This window comes from Dehalobacter sp. 12DCB1, from assembly GCF_004343605.1.
Taxonomy (GTDB): domain Bacteria; phylum Bacillota; class Desulfitobacteriia; order Desulfitobacteriales; family Syntrophobotulaceae; genus Dehalobacter.
On the sequence record NZ_POSF01000015.1, the window covers coordinates 93,835 to 113,821 of the forward strand.

Sequence of the window (19,987 nt, forward strand, 5' to 3'; positions counted from 1 at the left end):
GCCCCCCTTGGCTTGTCATTCGTACTCTGCTATATGATACCATTAATTAAGCCTTAAGAAAATACAGAAATTTTCCAATTCGTTGACCTACGCATTCATTCCTTGAAAATTTCCTTATTTTCTAGGCAAAATTTCTTTTAATTTTATTGATAAAGGATAGGATTCCGGTGGACCGTTCATGGGTTACTCTTTTCCCAAGAAGGGTTTTGGCAATGCTGAGGACCTGACCTGCATATTCAGAATTAGGCTGAGATAAAAATAAGGGGTTTTGACTCTTTAAGGATTTTGTGACTTTTTTATCATCGTAAATCCAGCCAATCAGTTCCGGCTGCAGCTTGAGATACTTGGACGAAGCTTTCTTAAATGTTTCACAGCATTTTATCGCTTCGGCTTCATCTTCACAGCGATTAATCACCAGATAAGGACGGATATTCGAATTGCGGTACGCCAGCGCTTTGGTCAGTCCATATGTATCCATCATCGCGTGCGGTTCTGTGGTTGTAATCAGCACTAGGTCATCCGCCGCCTCCAAAAATTTAAGTACGACTTCCGAAATACCTGCTCCGGTGTCGATCAGAAAGATATCACATTCACCTTCCAAATCTGCAAATCCAGATATGATGCGGTTAAACTGAATAGGGCTTAGATTTGTTAAGGACGAAATGCCGCTTGAACCCGGCAGAAGCTTAATTCCTCCTGGGCCGGGAGTCAGAGTGTCCTTTAAGGTACACTCACCTTTCAGGACATGAGTAAGGTTCAGCGGATTGTTCAATTTCAGCAGTAATTCGACATTGGCCATCCCAATATCGGCATCAAGGATAATGACTTTTTTACCAAGTTGGCTTAAAGCCATACTCAAATTGATGGTGAGTGAAGTTTTGCCAACTCCGCCCTTACCACTGCCGATTGCAATAACTCTGGACTTTTTTTGCTGTCTCTGGATAGTTGGAATCGTAACGCACCAGCTCTGCTGAGCTGGCTGCCGGGAAATCACTTCGGATGCAAGGACGATTCTCGGATCGGGAACCAGCCAGCGTATCACGGTACCAATCGGGATTAGCAGCAGATAACCTTTATGCAATGTGATTGCCAATTCCAAGCGGTCAGGGAATACATTTTTTATTTCTGCGGTATAGATATCGTGATACAATTCGGAGTTTGTCGTAAAATTAAGTTTTTGACCTGCAAAGAATTGTGGCTGATTCATTAATTTCCTCCCGAATTCTGAACTTGCTATATATTTTTCTACAACGAAGGACAAGTTCCCTTCTGCGCTTATAAAAAAATGACTGTGATGGGCAATCATTTTTATATTACTGTTTTTAAAATTTTTCTGATAGGATATGTAATGAGTAAGATTAACCAGATCATACGGGAGGATCATCCATGAGTACATATGGCATAATATGAGAACAATACTCAAGGGGAAGTAATCATGACTTTTACACCATATTGTTCAATTTTTTTAATTTGCTCCGGGGAAGCTCCGGCATCGGTGATAAATTTATTTACTTTTTCCCATTTGGCAAACGTATGGTAGAGAATATGACCAAGTTTCGCGCTGTGAGCAACAAGAATAATTTCTCTGGCCGAAGTGATCATGGCCTGTTTAACTTCGGATTCAATCATGCTTGATGTTGAAAGGCCTTTTTCCGTGCTGATGCCGGTTGCCGATAGAAAAAGTTTGTCCGCGTAGAAACCATCCAGGTTCTCCCTGGTCATCGGACCCAGCAGCGAGTAGGTCGTGCTTTGCACTTCCCCGCCTGTTAAGACGGTCGTGATATCTTCACGCATACCGAGAATTTCGGCAACGGCAAGGGAATTCGTTACAACCGTGCATTTTATATCAAGGGCAAGCGCAATCGCAAGCGTCGTTGTTCCGGAATCCAGAATCACGGATTCTCCTTCATTAATCAGATCAGCGGCTGCACGGCCAATGTTAAGCTTTTCACTTTGGGCTTCGCCGAGCCGAGTAGCAAAAACGGTATTCTTAATTTGAGGGTTTTGAGGATAAATGGCTTTGCCGTGTTCCCGCTGAATCAAGCCCATCAAAGCGAGTTGTTTAAGATCACGGCGTATGGTCATTTCGGAAACGTTAAACTCAACAGCCAGTTCCGCTACCGTTAAATGTCCGTGTTTTTGGAGCAAATATCTGATTTTTTCCTGTCTGCCTGCTGTCAACTACCCACCTCCAGCTTTACATATGGATTTTATGCTATTGCCACGTTAACGTTAATTTAAGTTTAACAGATACTAGATCTGTCAGGTCAATTCTTTTCTTTACAGTATTGCAACAGAACCCTCATAGATAACACCAGACAAGGCGTCTACTGTAATTAAAACACCTTCCTGGATCTTCTGTACAGCATCATCCGCTCCGACGATTGCCGGAATCCCATACTCCAAAGCGACGATGGCAGTATGTGAGGTCAGTCCTCCGTGTTCAACCACAAGTGCACCGGCTTTCACTATAACCGGAAGCTGCTCTACATCTGTAAAAGGTGCTATAAAAATATCTCCTTGGCTGAATTTTTCCGGATCGCTAACTTTGCTTGCTTTCCCCGAATACGCTCTTCGTCCAATCCCGGTTCCTCTTGTCAGCACATTTCCGACGACCTGGACCTTGATTAGATTGGTCGTGCCAACTTTGCCGACCGGGACACCCGCAGTCAGCACAACAACATCGCCGGTTTGAATTAATTTCTGATCCAATGATCTTGTGACGGCAACCGATAGCAGTTGATCCGTTCCTGTACTTTCCGGGACAATGATGGTATGAACACCCCAGCTGAGGGCCAAGCTTCTCGCTACTTCGGAATAAGGCGTTGTCGCGATGATCAGTGACTTGGGCCGGTAACGGGAAATCATCCTGGCTGTTTTCCCGGACTGGGTCGGGGTAATGATCGCGGCCGCATTCAGATCCGTTGCTATCGTATAGCTGGCATGACCGATCGCTTCCACAATATTGCGACCTTTTTCCAACGGGGAACTGGTCTTAAAGAATATCCCTTCGGCCTTGCGCGCTATTTTATCCATCGTCTGCACTGCTTCGACCGGAAATTCGCCGGCTGCAGTCTCACCAGAGAGCATGATCGCATCTGTACCGTCTAAAATTGCATTCGCAACATCACTTGCTTCTGCTCTGGTCGGACGCGGCTGATGCGTCATCGATTCCAGCATCTGCGTCGCTACGATGACTGTTTTGCCCAAGGCATTGCATTTGCAAATAATCTCTTTTTGATAAATTGGAACTTCTTCCACCGGGATTTCCACACCAAGGTCTCCCCGGGCTACCATAATGCCATCGGCAACTTCCAAAATACTATCGATGTTACTGATACCTTCGTGACTTTCGATCTTAGCGATAATCTTTACTGCAGCATTCGCTTCCTCGACGATTTTCCGCACTTCCAGGATATCCGAAGCCTTGCGGGCAAAGGAAGCTGCGATAAAATCAATCCCGTTACGCAAACCGAACTGAATATCGTTGATATCTTTTGACGTGAGCGCAGGCAGACAAATACTGACACCAGGAACATTGACTCCTTTTTGGGATTTCAGCAGGCCCCCGTTCCTGACGACCGTCGTGATTTGTCCATTTGCAGCTGAGGTGACTTCCAGGTCAAGCAGCCCGTCACTCAGCAGAATATGATTTCCGGGCACAACCTGGGTCCAGAGATCCGGATAGCTCACAAAGACCCTTGCTGTAGAACCAAGGCTTTCATCCTGATCAAGAATAAATACGTTCCCTTTTTCCAGCTGAATCCCCTGCTCAGAAACCAAACCCGTACGAATTTCCGGACCTTTGGTATCCAGCAAGATTCCAAGATTAACACCGGCTTGCTCTGCAGCAGCCCTGAGGTTCGCAATGGTTTTCCCATGTTCCTCATGGCTGCCGTGAGAAAAATTCAGTCTGGCAACATTCATGCCGGACTGAATCAGCTGCCTGATCTTATCCGGATGCTCACTGGCGGGACCGATCGTACAAATGATCTTGGTTCTTCGCATATTTTTGCCCTCTCTCGCTGAATTTGGCTAGCACGATGTTTCCAAACTAACTACTTGAACTCCTTTACTTAAACTTCAAAGAAAACATTCAAAAACTCCAGACTAGGTCTCCGTAATGGATGGCCGGTGCCAAGCGGAGCATGGATGCGAAGCGCGGCTATTTGTGCCATGGAAGGCACAATAGCCGAAAGCGGCTATCCATTATGGAGACTAGCTCAAGATATGGCTACTTATCTAGCGAATCAATCAAGAATATAAATATTAGAAGCCGCGAGCAGCCATCATCTTGATCACATCGATAACCCTGTTGGAATAGCCGGATTCATTGTCATACCAGGCCAGGACTTTGACCATCTTATCCCCGATAACCATTGTAGACAGTCCGTCAACAATTGAACTGGCGTTATTACCGTTATAATCGCTCGAAACAAGGGGCAATTCGTTATAGGAAAGAATTCCTTTAAGTTCACCTTCTGCAGCTTGTTTAAGTTTGGCATTAACTTCTTCCTTCGTCGTTGTTTTGCTGACATTCACAACAAAATCGACCAAAGACACATTCGGTGTCGGGACTCTTACTGCTAGACCGTTCAGCTTTCCTTTGAGTTCTGGCAAAACAAGGGCCACGGCTTTGGCCGCTCCTGTAGTTGTCGGGATCATTGACTGGAATGCAGCTCTGGCTCTGCGCCAGTCGGAATGCTCAAAGTCTAAAATTCTCTGGTCATTGGTCACGGAGTGCGTTGTTGTCATCATTCCCTGCTCGATGCCAAATTCTTTCATAATCACTTTTGCAACAGGAGCCAGACAATTGGTGGTACAGGAAGCATTGGAAATAATATGATGTTTGGCAGGATCATATTGATCATCATTGACACCCATCACAATCGTGATATCTTCATCTTTACCGGGTGCAGAAATTACAACCTTTTTAGCCCCTGCTTTCAGGTGTTTACCAGCGCCTTCCCTGTCCACAAATCTTCCGGTTGATTCAATCACGACATCGACGCCAAGTTCTTTCCAGGGCAGCTCTTCCGGGTTCTTTTCAGCCAAAAGTTTGATGGTGCTTCCTTTGACCTTCATCACACCATCTTCGACGATAACATCGTAAGGCAGTGTACCGTGGGTAGAATCGTATTTCAGCAAATGCGCCAGCATATCTGCTTTGCCAAGATCATTCACTGCAACGACTTCCAAATCCCCTGAAGATTCAAGAAAAGCTCTCATACAAAGCCTTCCGATTCTACCAAAACCATTGATTGCTACTTTTACCGCCATAGTTCTCATCCTCCAAATGTTTATTTAAACATATATATTCCGTGTGAATGAACATATTCCTGCTTTAAAATGTTAATTCGCACATTTTTGTTTGGGTATTTGCATATGAATATAGCATCCCCAGAAAAAAATAAATCTTTCATTTTTCTCTCTAATTATGGTTGTTAATCATCAGCGTTTTTAAACGACCCTTACTTGTTATCGCTGATTTTGGAACAACAATTTCATACAGTGTACAGTATTTATCTGCGAAGGCGACGATAAACGATTCTATGTAGCGCGGCGTTTTCACAGTTAAGGGCCACATATGTTTGATAATAATGTCCTTTTCCACATCATTCAAAATAAAATACCTTCCGGCATTCTCCAGGGCAGCTGAAGGATGGGTAAATCCATGCAACCCCTTTTCCGGTTTCGTCGTATGCCAGTCATACAGAAAAAAGTCGTGCAGGAGTCCACCCCGCGCCGCAGACCGAAAGTCGAGCCCGAGTGTACGACAAAGAATAAAACTAGTGTAGGACACGGAAAAGCTGTGTTCTAGACAGGTACTTTGATTATGATGAATATACTTCTCCATGACATACAGTTTTTCATTAATAATCAATTCCTGAATACAGTCCCGGTATTCTTCAAAACCACTGGAACTTGTTTTTAAGTTCGATCTTAATTTTGTTAAGCCTTTCATTCAGAATGCTCCTTACATCGCGGTTAATAATACCCGCATTCAAAACCATCAAGCGTGGAAAAGCCAGGAAAAACCGTTTGTATTTCAATACATTTTCTCGATACTTGATTACCGGGATGTTGGCATAATTCAAAATGACTTCCCTGAGGTTCAGCGCATCAACGATAGATTTTGCCGTATCCGTAAAGAAGTAGATAACAAGTGCAATGACCAGACACGCCTTGACTTCTGCCGGTATCAAGAGTACCCATGCAGAAATGACCGGATGAACATACCGGAGCAGCACAAAAGCCAGCAAACCCCAGAGTACAGAATATTCGAGACAAATATACCCCTTTAAATTGGCAGTTTTGTTGCTGTAGTCCCACCATTTGCAGTGAAATATTTTTTCCAGAAGAAACCCTGTCAGATATTCCAATTCGGTAACGAGCAGGACAGCCATCAAAATACTGATCAGTACTGCGGATGGTGAGTTTTCAAAGACAAAATTCGCCCATTCAGAAGAAAGAAGAACTAAAACAGCGCTGAAACCATAAAGCGGGCAAAAGAATCCGGCTAAAAAGCCTCTATTGATAAATTTTCTATGGACGATCCAGGCAAATCCCGATTCCAGCATCCAGCCCAAAAAGAATAGATTGTAAAGAACAAGAGCATATTTATTTCACTGCTTCCCACGATCCCCCTCCTTTCCTCCTTTAAGGGCTAAGATTAATCACAATTATTTTAACAAATTTTCTAATATAAGGCCTTGTTATATTCCCGTGTGATTAATAAGCGAGGCCAGATAACCAGCCCCAAAGCCATTGTCAATATTGACAACGCCAATTCCTTCTGAGCAGCTGTTCAGCATGGTAAGCAAAGCGGCAAGTCCGCCGAAATTTGCGCCATAACCAACACTTGTTGGGAGCGCGATGACCGGACTGGCTGCCAGTCCACCTACAACACTTGGCAGCACACCGTCCATTCCGGCGGCAACAATCAGCACCTTTGCCTGCTGTAGCCGCTCCGACTGGGACAATAGTCGGTGAAGACCCGCTACACCTGTATCATACATTCGTTCGACCTTATTGCCCATGGCTTCCGCTGTTACAGCTGCCTCTTCGGCAACCGGCAGATCTGAAGTACCTGCACTTACAACTAAGATATTACCAACAGACCTTTGAACCCCTTTTCTAATCACAATCGTACGGGAGGTTTCATTGAACTCAGCCGATGGGATTTCCAGGCAGACGGCCTTATAAACTTCCCTGCTGGCTCTTGTCGCGAGTACATTCTGATCGGAAACCTCATGCAGTTTCTTGGCAATCTGAACAATCTGATCCGTCGTTTTACCCGGACAAAAGATTGCTTCCGGAAAACCTTTACGATACGCTCGATACGTATCCAAACGCGCATAGCCCATGTCACAACTGTACATCTGCTCTAGCTGCTGCAAACCTTCATCAATTGAAATCTGACTGTCCTGAACCTGATTCAGGATTTGTTTGATTTTATCTTTCATTTTATTCCTACTCTCTCTTATTCAAGTAAGGCAAGCAACAGCGATATGGCGGATCTAATATCGTTTTTGGACGCAATTTCCCCTGGCGTATGTAGATGCCGGACTGGAATAGCCAGTCCGCCGGTAGGAATTCCGCCTTTAGTCAGGTGGACCGGACCGGAATCGGTACCTCCGTTCGTAATGATTTCCCATTGATAGGGTATCTCATGCTGTTCGGCGATTTCAGCCATCCAGTTTTTAATTTGGGGAGATACGACGATCGATCTGTCCATCACTTTAATTGCAATACCTTTATTCAGAGAAGTCCGTGGAACCTCGTATTCCCTGGGCATATCAAAACTAAACGTAGTATCGATATTCAAAGCGAGATCGGGTTCCAGTGCGTAGGCAGCTGTTTTTGCTCCGCGTGCACCGACTTCTTCCTGGGCAGTAAACACAAAGTACAAGTCATCCCGGCTGCTGACTCTTTTCAGTACTTCCAAGGCAATAAAACAGCCTGCTCGGTTATCTAGCGCTTTGGAGATCACACAGTCTTTGGTCTCCTGATAAGTTCCGGAAAATACGGCCATATCGCCTTCCTGAACCATCGTTCTGGCCTCTTGCTCGCTGGTTACTCCAATATCAAGAAACAGCCGTTCCGGTGAATTTTCATATGACTTCTTTTTCTCTTCACGACTGACGACACCTACTGCGCCGTTTGCAAAAACAAAGCGTTGAGCGAGCAGAACATGGTCCCTTAAGCCGCCAATCGGTGCAAAGTACAGATAGCCCTGCTTATTGATATGGGTCACCATGATGCCGACTTCATCCATATGGCAGGCAATCATAATCTTCTTCCCGTGTCCTTTTTTTCTGACAATCAGATTACCCAGCGCATCCGTATAGCCGGTATCGGCATCATTTTTTGTTTGATCTAAGATCAGCGCAGCAACGTTGTGTTCTTGGCCTGAGGGACCAAAAGTTTGGGTAAGCTGCTGAAGCAAGGTGAAATCGTAAGAATCTAAATTCGTATCTGTCATAAAGAGCCTCCTACTTCTTATCAGGGATTCCGTTAGACGTATTTTAGACGTATTTTCTCGGGTAAGTCTGAGGTCCACAATACCGCTTTTCGGCTCTTGTGCCATCCTTGGCACAAAGAGCCGCGCTCCGCATCCGGCTTCGCTTTTCGCGGAACTGTGGACCTCAGACTATGTTAAGAAATATTAAGATTCAAGAAATAGTGAATGTCATTTAAAATGCATTGAAGAAGCTGCACGCAGTGCTGATAGTCATTCTTTGAAATAATGGAGCTCATCGTATGGATATTCCGGCACGGTACACTAAGTGTAATCGTGGGTATGCCAATGCCTGCCTGATGGATGTTTCCTGCATCATTGGCCGCGGCAGCCCCTTGTCTGAACTGGAGCGGAATACTATTTTTTTCAGCTGCAGTGATCACTTTTTTGACGAGTCCAGGTTGATAGATTGTCGCAGAATCTATCAACGAACAGGCCGGACCGTTTCCTAGCGTGACGATCCAGTTTTCCCGTTCGGATTCAGTAAAATCTGCAGCGCGTGTCGCCTCAACAACCAGGGCCAGATCAGCCTGAAGATAATTGCTTACCACTTTCGATCCGCGCAGGCCAACCTCCTCCTGTACTGTAAATACGGCTGTCAGATCACAGGGATAGTCCTGTTCTAAGAGCTCCATGATTATGGCACAGCCCACCCTGTCATCAAGGGCCTTGCCTTTGTACAGTCCTGAACCAATCTCTTCGAATATCGTAGGGAATGTGACGTAATCGCCCAGCTTCACAACGTTTTCTGCTTCTGCCTTCGAGGATGCCCCGATATCGATGTAGAGATCGTCAATATCCGGAATTTTTTTTCGTTCCTCTGTTTTCTGTAAATGAACAGCTTTTAAACCAATGACGCCCTTCAGACCGCTGTTGAAGATGACGGTCTTTGCAATCAAAATCCCCGGTTCAATGCCTCCGACGGTCTGAAACTTCAGATAGCCCTCGGCAGTGATTTCCGTCACCATCAGGCCGATTTCATCCATGTGGGCGCAGACCAGGATTTTTGGCATTTTTACATCGGAACCTTTTTCAATCCCTTTTTTCTCGATCAGTAGATTTCCGATTTGATCTATTCTGCAGGAATTTAACTTTCCCTGAAGTCTGTATTTAAGATGCTCCAGGATAAAATCTCTTACGATCTTTTCATCACCGGATACGCCGTTAAGTTCAGATAATTCTTTTAACAGCATGTTAAAGGTCCTCCAATTCTTCCGGCAACGACGCAATAAAATACGCCAGCAGCTTGCCACATTCAACAATATCCTTCAGCGAGGCCGTCTCGACGGATGTATGCATATACCGGAGGGGTATGGACACCAATCCGGTCGGTATGCCGTAACCGGCTAGCTGAATTACTCTGGCATCGGTGCCCGTCGCCCCGGGAACCGCCTGCTGCTGACAGGCAATCCTGTTCTGCTGTGCACTGTCAGATAGCCTGGCGTAGACCCAGGGATGAATATTCGGGCCGAGACTAATCACCGGTCCTTTCGCCAGTTCGACAGTAACCTGACTTTTGGTATCCAGTGTTTGGGCATGCGTCACATCAACAGCAACTGCCAGTGACGGAAGAAGTCTCTCCGAGCTGGTAAGCCCGCCTCTTAAACCCACTTCTTCCTGAACCGTAGCAACAGCTATCACATCATGCTGATGTTTCATACCCATCAGTTCGTTCAGACATACCGCCAGTACCGCGACTCCAGCTCTGTCGTCAAGCGCTTTACCTGATATTCTGTCGTTGAGCAGATGCAGTGGGTACCTTTTGATGCTAGCGATATCTCCCGGTTTAACCATTGATACCGCCGTTGCATAATTAAAACCGATATCGATTACCAGGTCTTCTATATCGAGGGTCTGTTGCTTTTTACTGTCCTTGTGGGAAGATCCAAGGCAAACCACACCGCAGAGGTCTTCCTTTCCGTGTACGAGGACTTCTTGGTAAAGCAAGGTCCTCTGGTCAATTCCGCCGAGCGTGGCAAAATGTAAAAATCCTCTTACATCAATATGGGTGATCATCAACCCAATCTCGTCGATATGCGCAGCGAGCATTACGGAATGCTTTCCGCCGTGTTCGCCTTTTTTAACCGCATAAAAATTGCCGATAAAATCTGAGAAAGTGTCCATATACCATGGCGCAAAAATATCCTGAAGTGTGGTCTTTAAGCCCTGTTCATATCCAGAAACACCTGTCATTTCTGTCAACGAACAGGTTAGTTCCCGTGCGAGCTCGAAGGAATTCCTTAACACGTACATCTTCCTTTCCTTAGTACCCAGTTATCCCTCAATCTAAGCTACTCATCTGTCCCAAACAGAACTTCGATCGTATCTCCCCGATTGACAATTTTGCCGGCTTCCGGTGACTGCTTATAGGCGAGGCCGCTACCGCTGAATTCATAGCGCAAATCCATTTTTCCGAGTAATTCGCCAGCTTGTCTGATGGTGAGTCCTTTTAGATCAGGTACAAGGACTTCGCCTTCCCCGGCCTGTCTGGCAGGGGTATTGTTCTTTTCTACTGCCGTATTACCGTTTTTAGCGGCTGCTTGCTCCGCCAGAGCGTCAGGGTCAACCTTGGTAAGATCACTCGGGGTCTCAGCAGAAACCGGCACACCATAATATTGCAAAGTGCCTTCAATTATATTTTTAACGCGCGGTCCACCGAGTGTTCCCCCCTGGATGACCGGAGCATGCGGCGTATCAATAACGACCAGTACAGCAATCTTTGGATCGTTAGCCGGCGCATAGCCTACAAAAGAGACGATATAATCCGTATCTGAATACATTCCGGTTTTAGGGTCAATTTTCTGGGCCGTTCCGGTTTTGCCTGCAACTTTAATACCGGGGATTTTGGCCCGGCTTCCGGTACCGCTGTCGACGACACTTACGAGAATATCGCTCACGGTCTTGCTGGTTGTCTCGGAAATAACCTGCCGGACAACCTTCGGCTGGGTTTTACTGATGATCTCTCCGTCTTTATTCTTGATATTTTCCACAATATACGGCTGCATCAGGTGGCCCCCGTTGGCCACCGCACAAATCGCCGTTAAAAGCTGAACTGGGGTGACAAGGTTAGCCTGACCGAACGACATCGTCGCCAGTTCAATGCTTTTGATCTTGCTCTTGTCAATTAAAAGGCCCCTTTCTTCACCGGAAATGTCAACATCTGTCAAACTGCCGAAGCCAAAAGACTTCAAGTATGTATAGAATAGGTCTTTGCCGAGCTTTTGACCGACTTGGGCCAGGACGACGTTGGAAGACAGTTTCATACCATCCACAAAGGTAATATTGCCATGCGCCTTTCTATCCGAATCCCAGTTTGTGATCCGGCGGCCGCCGACAACCAGATAACCTGGATCACTAAAGAGCTGGGTTGTATTAATAGTGTTTTCCTCAAGCGCCGCCGCTCCGGTAATAATTTTAAATGTAGATCCAGGTTCATAGATCATGCTGATGGCTAGATTCTTTCTTTGGTCCGGTTTGGTGGAGGCATAGTTATTCGGATCGTAAGACGGTCTGGAGCCCATACCAAGTATTTTGCCGGTCTTGGGGTCCATGGCCAGGATGACCGCTCTTTGTGGCTTGGTTTCTGCGACAATATCATCCAGTTCGTGTTCAATGAGATGCTGAATAGTGGAATCGAGGGTCAGGGTTAAATTGTCACCTGAGTGTACATTATTCTGAATCTCATTATTTTGATCTGTTTCTTCCGGATTCTCTAAATTTGCTTCCCCTTTAAGTTCGGCGTTGTAGGAATACTCCAGGCCCTCAACCCCCTCTCCGGCCATATTGACGATACCAAGTATCGCTGCTCCCATCTCCCCGGCCGGATAGGTTCTTTTATAATTATCCGTAAAGCCGATCCCTTTTATGTTAAGTTTTTTAAGTTTTTCCACAGTACTGATATCTACCTGCCGTTTCAGGCTGACCCATGCCAAGTCTTTTCGCAGCAGGGTAAGAATATCATTTTTATCTTCCCCCAAAATGGCCGCAATATTTTGAGCGATTTTCTCTTTTTTTTGTAATATTTGCTCGCTTGTCAGCGTTTTATCCTTAGCGATGGATTCATCCAGCATTCGCGGATCGGCATAGACATCCTTCACCGGCACACTTTTCGCCAGCACATTGCCCTGTGCATCCGTAATGGTTCCCCGCTCATAAAGCATGGTCTGGCTTGTCGCCTGGAAAGCTGCACCTCTGGCCTTTAACGCTGCGGAATTGATAACCTGAAGGTAAAACAGTCTGCCTAATATTAAGACGCTCAACCCGATGAGCAGGCCATAGACAAGCCACTCTCGGTAAAAATACTGCTTCGTTTTTTTCACGCTGCTGTTCCTTTCCTGTCATGATACTCTGCTTCTATTTTACCATATGTTTTCAAGATGATAAGATCCAAAACATCAAAAGCCCACATAATCTTAACTATCGATGGCAATTGAATAAAAACCACCTTGCTAAGATCTGTGAGCTTGATTTTATTCTCTCCCAATTAAACGAAAGCATTCAATGTAAATTTTGTCTTTGGCGCTGCAAAAAAAGCAGAAGCGCACTACTGACAGCGCCGCCGAAAAGTCCACCTAAATGAGCAAAATTATCAATGCCTGAAAAAACAACACCAAAGACTAAGTTAATGCCGAGAACGATTGCAAGATTGGTAATCAGACCCGTCCTCCAAAACGCTGGCTTTCTGCAGCCATAAATAATGATTGCCCCTAGCAGACCGAATATCGCTCCAGAGGCACCTGCCGACAATTCGGGCCCCCAGAGATAACTGATGAGTGACCCGGCCAGACCGCTGAACAGGTAAATCAGCAAAAAGCGGCCATGGCCAAACAATCTCTCGGCTAATTTTCCCAGAGCAATCAGTGCGTACACGTTAAACAATAGGTGGGTAAAACCGATATGTATGAACATACTGGTCAAGAGACGCCAGTATTGCCCTGCATCAATCAATGTATTCATTTTGGCCCCAAAAAAAATCAGGACGTATGGGTTTTGCGTCCCCCCGGCTAGCTCCATGACAAGAAAAACAACTGCATTGATCAAGACAAGCAAATAGGTTACATAAAAAACTTTCAATTCTTCCTTATATGTAGTATTCATTTCATCCACCAATTCATAAAAAATAAATCAGAATGTACTTAGCGTCTTTCTGATAAACTGAGAGAGACAGCAGCCGGAATGTGTGCACCTCAAGAACCATGACTGTGTATCCGGCTGCCGGTTTTGTCCTCCGCACCTGACGTTGGAAGTATTGATTCACTTACTATCTGGGAGGAATAAATAGTCTTTCACCGGGATAGATAAGATCGGGATTGCCTAGATGGTTATACCCAGCAAGTTCACGCCAATCCAGTCCATACCTCTGCGCAATTTTGTAAACGGTGTCCCCTTTTTGAACGACATAAACTTCCGGCAGCGGCTTATGAACCTCCATGTGCTCATAATAAGGTGTACAACCGCATGGATCGCAGGTATACCCTGCCTGCGTCTGCTCCGCATACATGCCTTCAGGACCCATCTGTTCATACTGAGACATCATTTCCGGCTGATTCATCATGCCCATCATATCTGGCTGGTTCATCATACCGGTCATATCAGGCTGATTCATCATATTTACAGCCGGCGGCTGATTCATATAGCCGGATTTTCTTCCGAAGTACATCTCCATACCTCCTTTTTGTTATAGGATATGGAGAAACACTGCTAAAGTGTCTGTACATGGTAATAATTGTCTGATTATTTTTCCGTGGTACTAATCCATTTCCGCCAGATACTTTTCAACCTGAACGGCCGCAAGCGCTCCGTCCCCGACTGCGGTTGCAACTTGCCTCAAAGGGGTATTGCGGATATCTCCAGCCGCATAGACCCCTTGCTTATTTGTTTTCAGCAAAGCATCTGTGATAATATACCCATATTGATCGACTTCGAAGTATTCTGATGTAAACTTGGTATTTGGTTCAGTGCCGATGTAAATGAATACACCGTCAACCTCAATTTCTTCCACAGCGTCTGAACCGACATCTTTAAGAATGATTTTCTGTACTTTATCATTCCCAGCGATCTCCTGAACAACACTGTCCAGGACAAACTTAACTTTCGGGTTTTCTTCCGCCCTCTGGACTGCGATCTGCGAAGCTCTGAATTCTTTCCGGCGATGAACGATATAGACTTCCGAAGCAAACTTTGTCAGGTAGGCGCCTTCCTCAAGCGCGGCATTTCCACCACCGATGACGGCGACTTTCTTTCCCTTATAGAACGCCCCGTCGCAAGTGGCGCAATACGATACGCCGCGTCCGTGAAAACTGTCTTCTCCTGCTACACCTAAAGAACGCGGCTTGGATCCGGCAGCAATGATCACCGCTTTTGCTTCCAGGGTCCGCTGTCCGGTCACAACCGTTTTCACTTCTTTCTGAAGATCCAAATGCAAAACCGGTTCGAAAATGAATTCAGCGCCCTGATTCAAGGCCTGTTTATAAAATGCATTCATCAAATCGAAGCCGGTAATCCCTTCTGGAAATCCCGGATAATTTTCAATTTTTTCTGTCGCCGCTGCCTGCCCGCCCGGCATCATAGATTCGACAACGACTGTTTTTAATCCGCCCCTTGCCGCATAAATGGCCGCCGTAAGCCCTGCAGGGCCTCCTCCGACAATAATCAGATCATACATTACTACACCAATCCTTTGTTTTATTCTCAGGCTCATTTCTACTTTATAAAAAGTATAGCTCAGAAATTTATTTTCAGGAAGCCAATAAGATGAATTTTATGATAAACTATGAATATATTGCCAACAATAAAAAATAAATACCCAGAAGTTTACATATATTTCAGTGATTTGAACAATTTAATTCATGGAGGGAAATATGCGCGGGAAATCTATTTTTAAACCTGTTCTCAAGATTCTTGTTTTACTCATCATTATTCTTGCTGTTCTTTCAGCCTTGAGCGGATTCTACGAAGACTGGCTGTGGTTTACCGACTTAGGGTACGCAAGTCTTTTCTGGACGCCGTTCTTCAGCAAAGTACTTATTCAGGCCATCAACGGAACGATGTTGTTTTTAGTGATTTTCGCAACACTGATGTCGGGTAGACATGCGTTTACTACGTTTTACAACGAAAGATTCCGCAAAAGGATCAGACTGGTCGAAGAAGTCAATCTTCCGCCTGCTGTCAGTCCGCGCAGGGTTACCATTTCCCTGCTTGTCTTATCTGCCGTGGTCAGTATTGTTGTGAGTTTCATCGTCGGTTTTACCGGCTGGCTTGATTTTCTGTCCTTTGTGAATGCCTCTTCCTTTCATTATTCCGATCCGCTGTTTAATCAAGATCTTGGTTTCTTTGTGTTTAAACTTCCTTTCTTTGAGACCATTTATAACGCATTTTTCTCCCCAATCCTTATTTTAACCCTGTTTACTGCGCTTTTTTATATTATGACCGGGGTCGTCCGCTTCCATTCCATCCGGTTTTGGAAGAAAGATGCTGTTGTGATCAGTCCTACGGCCAGAAGACACCTCGGAGTTCTTTTAACCATTCTTTTTGCGCTGAAAGGCTTTGGCTACTATATCAGCGCCTATGAAATCGTTTACTCGCATAGAGGCCACGTCGTCGGCGCCGGATACAGCGACATTTACGCTTCGCTTCCGGTCTTTAAAATCCTAGTCGTTGTGAGCCTGGTCTGTTTCGTGTTCTCCTTTATCGCTTTTTTCCGAAAAGATTCCCGTTTGTTGACCGTGCCGGTCTCGTTTTTGATTGTCTTTTCGTTTTTCACTTCCGGTATCTTTCCTACCATGCTCCAGTCCCTGGTTGTCGTTCCGAACGAGCTGCAAAAAGAAGCACCGTATATTGCCAGCGAAATCCAAATGACCCGCTACGCCTACGGTCTGGATAAAATCAAGGAACAGGATTACACCGGGGTTGAGACGGTTACTGCACAAGACTTAAAAAACGAAGTCGGAACGCTGAATAATATCCGCCTGAATGATCCCCGCCCCATGCAGCAGATCTACACGCAAAAACAAGGGATACGCCAATACTACAAATTTAATGATATTGATGTTGACCGCTATAAGATTGGTGATACGTATCGCCAGGTTATGCTCTCGGCGAGGGAAATTTCGCTTCAGGACCTTGATCCGAAAGCCTTAACCTTTGTTAACACCCGGTTTAAATACACGCATGGTTTCGGCTTAACTGCTTCGTTCGCTAATACTGTCACCACCAAAGGGCTTCCTGCTTTTGCCGTAAGCAATGTGCCGCCGCAAACAGACTATGCAGAATTGAAGATTACCGAACCGCGAATCTACTTTGGCGAACTGACGAATGACTGGGTCGTCGTCAACACCAATTCCAAAGAATTTGATTATCCCCTAGGCAATGACTTTGCGAAGAACAGCTATGCCGGCAAGACAGGTATCCCGTTTACTGCCTTTAATAAACTGATGCTGTCTCTTCATCAGATGACCCCGCGTTTTTATCTAGCCGGAGAAGTAACTTCGGAAAGCAAGCTTCTTCTGTACCGGAATGTTCTGGAGCGGGCCAAGAAATTGGCGCCGTTTCTGACCTATGACGATGATCCTTATGCTGTGATTGACAACGGCAAGATCAAATGGATCATTGACGCCTATACGACAACGAACAGCATTCCTTACTCCAGCAAATACTCCACCCAGGATTTTAATTATATCCGCAATTCCGTTAAAGTCGTTGTCGATGCTTACGACGGGACCGTTGATTTCTACGCGGTCGACAAAGAAGATCCTATTCTTCAGACTTATCAAAGGATTTTCCCGGGTGTATTTAAAAGCATTTCGGAAATGCCCTATTCCATAAAATCGCACCTGCGCTATCCGGAAACAATGTTCAAAATCCAGTGTGACATGCTGAACACGTTTCATATGACCAACACCACTGTATTTTATAATAAAGAAGATGCCTGGAACGTTGCCAAGGAAATTTACGGTTCATCAGAACAAAATGTGGAGCCCTATTACGTAATCATGAAACTATATGGGGAAACAAATGAAGAATTTGTGCTGATGCAGCCCTTTACCCCGGCCTCAAGTTCTACGAACAGCCGGAATAATCTTGTCGCTTGGCTCGCCGCCAGGATGGACGGCGAGAATTACGGCAAACTCGTCTTATATAAAATGCCCAAAAATATGGAAATCGACGGTCCGTTCCAGGTTGAATCCAGAATCGATCAGGATCCCGAAATTTCCCAAGAGTTTGCGTTATGGAACCAAAAAGGATCGAGCGTTCTCAAAGGAAATCTCCTGGTATTGCCGATTGGCGGTAATTTCCTGTTTGTAAAACCGATTTATCTGCAATCCACAACCAGCGGCAGTATTCCTGAGTTGAAACGTGTAGTTATCGTCTATGAAGATAAGATCGCGATGACCGAAACGCTCGAAGAAGGACTGAAAGAAATCTTTGGCCGTTATATCCCGTCTTTGGATACACTGCAGGATACACCTGTTGATAATGCAGAAAATCCTGATCAGACAAATGCAACAGGTGCCACGGAAACAGAGATGCAAAGTGTACTGGATCAGATTAAGCAGATTAGGGAAATGCTCGATGCCCTGGAAAATCAGCTCACAACCATTAATACCAATGGCCTTACTGTGGACAGCGGGTTGGATACCAGTCAGGAGCTTTCGACGGATGACAATGCCTCCGCCAGCTCTACTAAAGATACAGTTAAGGCACCGTGAACACCGACCAATCATTCGGTACATCCACTTTGAAAGGTAGTGTGCATGATATTCAATCTGAACCAATGGCTAATTTTCAAAGGAATTGAAAAAACAGCTGCAATCCTGATCGCGAATGCCGTAACGGTGGTTATAATTCTGCTGATCAGTATTTTGGCTTTTATCGTCACAAAGCAAGTGCTCTTGCGAATCCTTGCTTTCTACATCCATCGAAACAAAATAAGCTGGGATGACAAGCTTCTTGATCGAAAAGTCTTCAGACGCCTGGCGCATATGATCCCGGCAATTGTGATCTACGCCGCAGCCGGACTGTTCCCGGAATATTCCGTTGCCATCCAAAAAATAGCCATTATTTACATTATTGTGGTCGGCACATTGGTCATGCTTGCTTTGCTTGACGCGATTGACGATATTTATCATACTTTTGAAGCTTCCAGGTTTAAACCAATCCGTAGCATCATCCAGGCCCTGAAAATAGTCATCTGGATCATCGGCGGTATCTGGATGATTGCTACGATGATTGACCGTTCCCCTCTCCTTCTATTAAGCGGAATTGGAGCAGTAACGGCAATCATCCTGTTGATCTTCAAGGATTCTCTTCTGGGTCTGGTGGCCGGGATCCAGCTGTCTTCCAATGATATGCTCAGGATCGGCGACTGGATAGAAATGCCCAAGTACGGTGCTGACGGCGACGTTACGGACATTTCCCTGCACACCGTTAAAGTCAGAAACTTTGATAATACGATTACGACGGTTCCGACGTATGTCCTGATCTCCGATTCCTTTAAGAACTGGCGAGGTATGCAGGAATCCGGCGGCAGAAGAATTAAGAGGTCCATTTTTATTGACAGTTCGAGTATCCGTTTCTGCAGCGAAGAAATGTTGGAAAAGTTCAGCAAGTTCCGCAATATTTCCGATTATATTGATAAAAAAAGAGAAGAACTTGCCAAACATAACCTGGACTATGACCTGGATCCTATTATGGATTCTGCTCAATCCGTAAATGCCAGAAGGCTGACGAATATTGGAACATTCCGTGCTTATCTGCAGGCCTACCTTAAAAACCATCCTGAAATACACCCTGAAATGGCCAGGATAGCGCGCCAGCTGCCATTGACCGAACATGGTATTCCGATTGAAATTTATGCGTATACCAAGGATACTTCCTGGGAAAGCTATGAAGCTGTCCAGGCCGATATTTTTGACCATATCCTGGCTATTGTCCCGGAATTTGAGCTGCGGGTTTATCAAAGCCCCACCGGATACGATCTGCGGCATATGGGGCTGTGATCTTTCTGCAATTTATTTGTTCAATAACCATAAGAACCATACGGCATGGTTTTGCTCGTCGGAGGCTGCTCTTTTGAATTGTTCCTTAATAAATAAGTCTCGAGTCTTTTCAGCCACATCCAAATAAAAATCAACCGTCTCCTGCTCATCCTTAAAAGAGGACTTCAAACCTTCCCTGTAAGTGGCAGGACATTTCTCCGTAATCTGAGGGTTTGGGTTTACCCCTGTGATTTCAGTAAATATCTGCGAGAATATGTGATAATGGCGCACTTCATCCTGGCGGATCTCCATGATCCGCTTTTTTTCTTCGTGATTCGGCGCTTTTTCAGCCAGCTTTGCATAACAGGCGATCGCACTATACTCTCCGTTGATTGCCCTAACTAAGTCCTGAGTTAATGAGCTTGTACCCGGAACCATATAAGATACCTCCCCAACATTAATTGTTGGTTTATTCTATCTTATTAATTCA

At 45.3% G+C, this 19,987-nt stretch carries 17 protein-coding genes; 2 read left to right on the forward strand and 15 right to left on the reverse strand.

All coding sequences use genetic code 11. The annotated features are described in order from the left end of the window. Nucleotides 1-121: 121 nt before the first annotated feature. The 14 genes from C1I38_RS09220 to trxB all read right to left on the reverse strand — a co-directional run bounded on the left by C1I38_RS09220 (nucleotide 122) and on the right by trxB (nucleotide 15,185). The gene (locus C1I38_RS09220; RefSeq protein WP_020492535.1) at nucleotides 122-1,207 is read right to left on the reverse strand and encodes a MinD/ParA family protein; all 1,086 of its coding nucleotides are present in this window, start codon (nucleotides 1,205-1,207) and stop codon (nucleotides 122-124) included. A 212-nt stretch (nucleotides 1,208-1,419) separates the two neighbouring features. Further along, nucleotides 1,420-2,181, reverse strand: coding sequence for a DeoR/GlpR family DNA-binding transcription regulator (locus C1I38_RS09225; protein ID WP_119775135.1), 762 nt, complete (start codon nucleotides 2,179-2,181; stop codon nucleotides 1,420-1,422). Nucleotides 2,182-2,280: 99 nt separating this feature from the next. Further along, entirely contained in the window at nucleotides 2,281-4,008 is a 1,728-nt protein-coding gene (gene pyk / locus C1I38_RS09230) for a pyruvate kinase (RefSeq protein WP_119775136.1), read from the reverse strand. A gap of 261 nt (nucleotides 4,009-4,269) precedes the next feature. Continuing rightward, nucleotides 4,270-5,280, reverse strand: a complete 1,011-nt coding sequence (gene gap / locus C1I38_RS09235) for a type I glyceraldehyde-3-phosphate dehydrogenase (protein WP_119775138.1) — start codon at nucleotides 5,278-5,280, stop codon at nucleotides 4,270-4,272. Between the two features lie 151 nt (nucleotides 5,281-5,431). After that, entirely contained in the window at nucleotides 5,432-5,965 is a 534-nt protein-coding gene (locus C1I38_RS09240; RefSeq protein WP_119775140.1) for an HD domain-containing protein, read from the reverse strand. Then, entirely contained in the window at nucleotides 5,910-6,581 is a 672-nt protein-coding gene (locus tag C1I38_RS09245; RefSeq protein WP_119775142.1) for a hypothetical protein, read from the reverse strand. Before C1I38_RS09245 ends, C1I38_RS09240 begins: the two co-directional genes overlap by 56 nt. Nucleotides 6,582-6,716: 135 nt before the next feature. Further along, nucleotides 6,717-7,466, reverse strand: coding sequence for a nickel pincer cofactor biosynthesis protein LarB (larB, locus tag C1I38_RS09250; protein ID WP_119775144.1), 750 nt, complete (start codon nucleotides 7,464-7,466; stop codon nucleotides 6,717-6,719). Nucleotides 7,467-7,483: 17 nt separating this feature from the next. Then, nucleotides 7,484-8,485 carry a M28 family peptidase gene (locus C1I38_RS09255; RefSeq protein WP_020492542.1) on the reverse strand — a complete coding sequence of 334 codons (1,002 nt, stop codon included), beginning with the start codon at nucleotides 8,483-8,485 and terminating at the stop codon, nucleotides 7,484-7,486. Nucleotides 8,486-8,658: 173 nt separating this feature from the next. Continuing rightward, nucleotides 8,659-9,714 carry a M42 family peptidase gene (locus C1I38_RS09260; RefSeq protein WP_020492543.1) on the reverse strand — a complete coding sequence of 352 codons (1,056 nt, stop codon included), beginning with the start codon at nucleotides 9,712-9,714 and terminating at the stop codon, nucleotides 8,659-8,661. A gap of 1 nt (nucleotide 9,715) precedes the next feature. Beyond that, nucleotides 9,716-10,768, reverse strand: coding sequence for a M20/M25/M40 family metallo-hydrolase (locus C1I38_RS09265; RefSeq protein WP_026156528.1), 1,053 nt, complete (start codon nucleotides 10,766-10,768; stop codon nucleotides 9,716-9,718). Nucleotides 10,769-10,812: 44 nt separating this feature from the next. Next, complete coding sequence (locus C1I38_RS09270; protein WP_020492545.1) at nucleotides 10,813-12,840, reverse strand: penicillin-binding transpeptidase domain-containing protein; 2,028 nt, start codon at nucleotides 12,838-12,840, stop codon at nucleotides 10,813-10,815. Between the two features lie 178 nt (nucleotides 12,841-13,018). Beyond that, entirely contained in the window at nucleotides 13,019-13,618 is a 600-nt protein-coding gene (locus tag C1I38_RS09275; RefSeq protein ID WP_020492547.1) for a rhomboid family intramembrane serine protease, read from the reverse strand. A gap of 163 nt (nucleotides 13,619-13,781) precedes the next feature. Next, nucleotides 13,782-14,180, reverse strand: coding sequence for a LysM domain-containing protein (locus C1I38_RS09280; RefSeq protein ID WP_026156530.1), 399 nt, complete (start codon nucleotides 14,178-14,180; stop codon nucleotides 13,782-13,784). A gap of 90 nt (nucleotides 14,181-14,270) precedes the next feature. Then, nucleotides 14,271-15,185, reverse strand: coding sequence for a thioredoxin-disulfide reductase (gene trxB, locus C1I38_RS09285; RefSeq protein ID WP_119775145.1), 915 nt, complete (start codon nucleotides 15,183-15,185; stop codon nucleotides 14,271-14,273). Between the two features lie 196 nt (nucleotides 15,186-15,381). Between trxB and C1I38_RS09290 the strand changes: the two genes are divergently transcribed. Together C1I38_RS09290 and C1I38_RS09295 are read left to right on the forward strand one after the other, a co-directional pair. After that, entirely contained in the window at nucleotides 15,382-18,228 is a 2,847-nt protein-coding gene (locus tag C1I38_RS09290; protein WP_119775147.1) for a UPF0182 family protein, read from the forward strand. Between the two features lie 45 nt (nucleotides 18,229-18,273). Then, nucleotides 18,274-19,518 (forward strand): mechanosensitive ion channel domain-containing protein, encoded by a 1,245-nt coding sequence (locus tag C1I38_RS09295; RefSeq protein WP_119775148.1) that lies wholly within the window; start codon nucleotides 18,274-18,276, stop codon nucleotides 19,516-19,518. Nucleotides 19,519-19,530: 12 nt separating this feature from the next. Here C1I38_RS09295 and C1I38_RS09300 read toward each other — a convergent pair whose 3' ends face one another. After that, complete coding sequence (locus tag C1I38_RS09300) at nucleotides 19,531-19,935, reverse strand: ferritin-like domain-containing protein (protein ID WP_119775150.1); 405 nt, start codon at nucleotides 19,933-19,935, stop codon at nucleotides 19,531-19,533. Nucleotides 19,936-19,987: the final 52 nt, after the last annotated feature.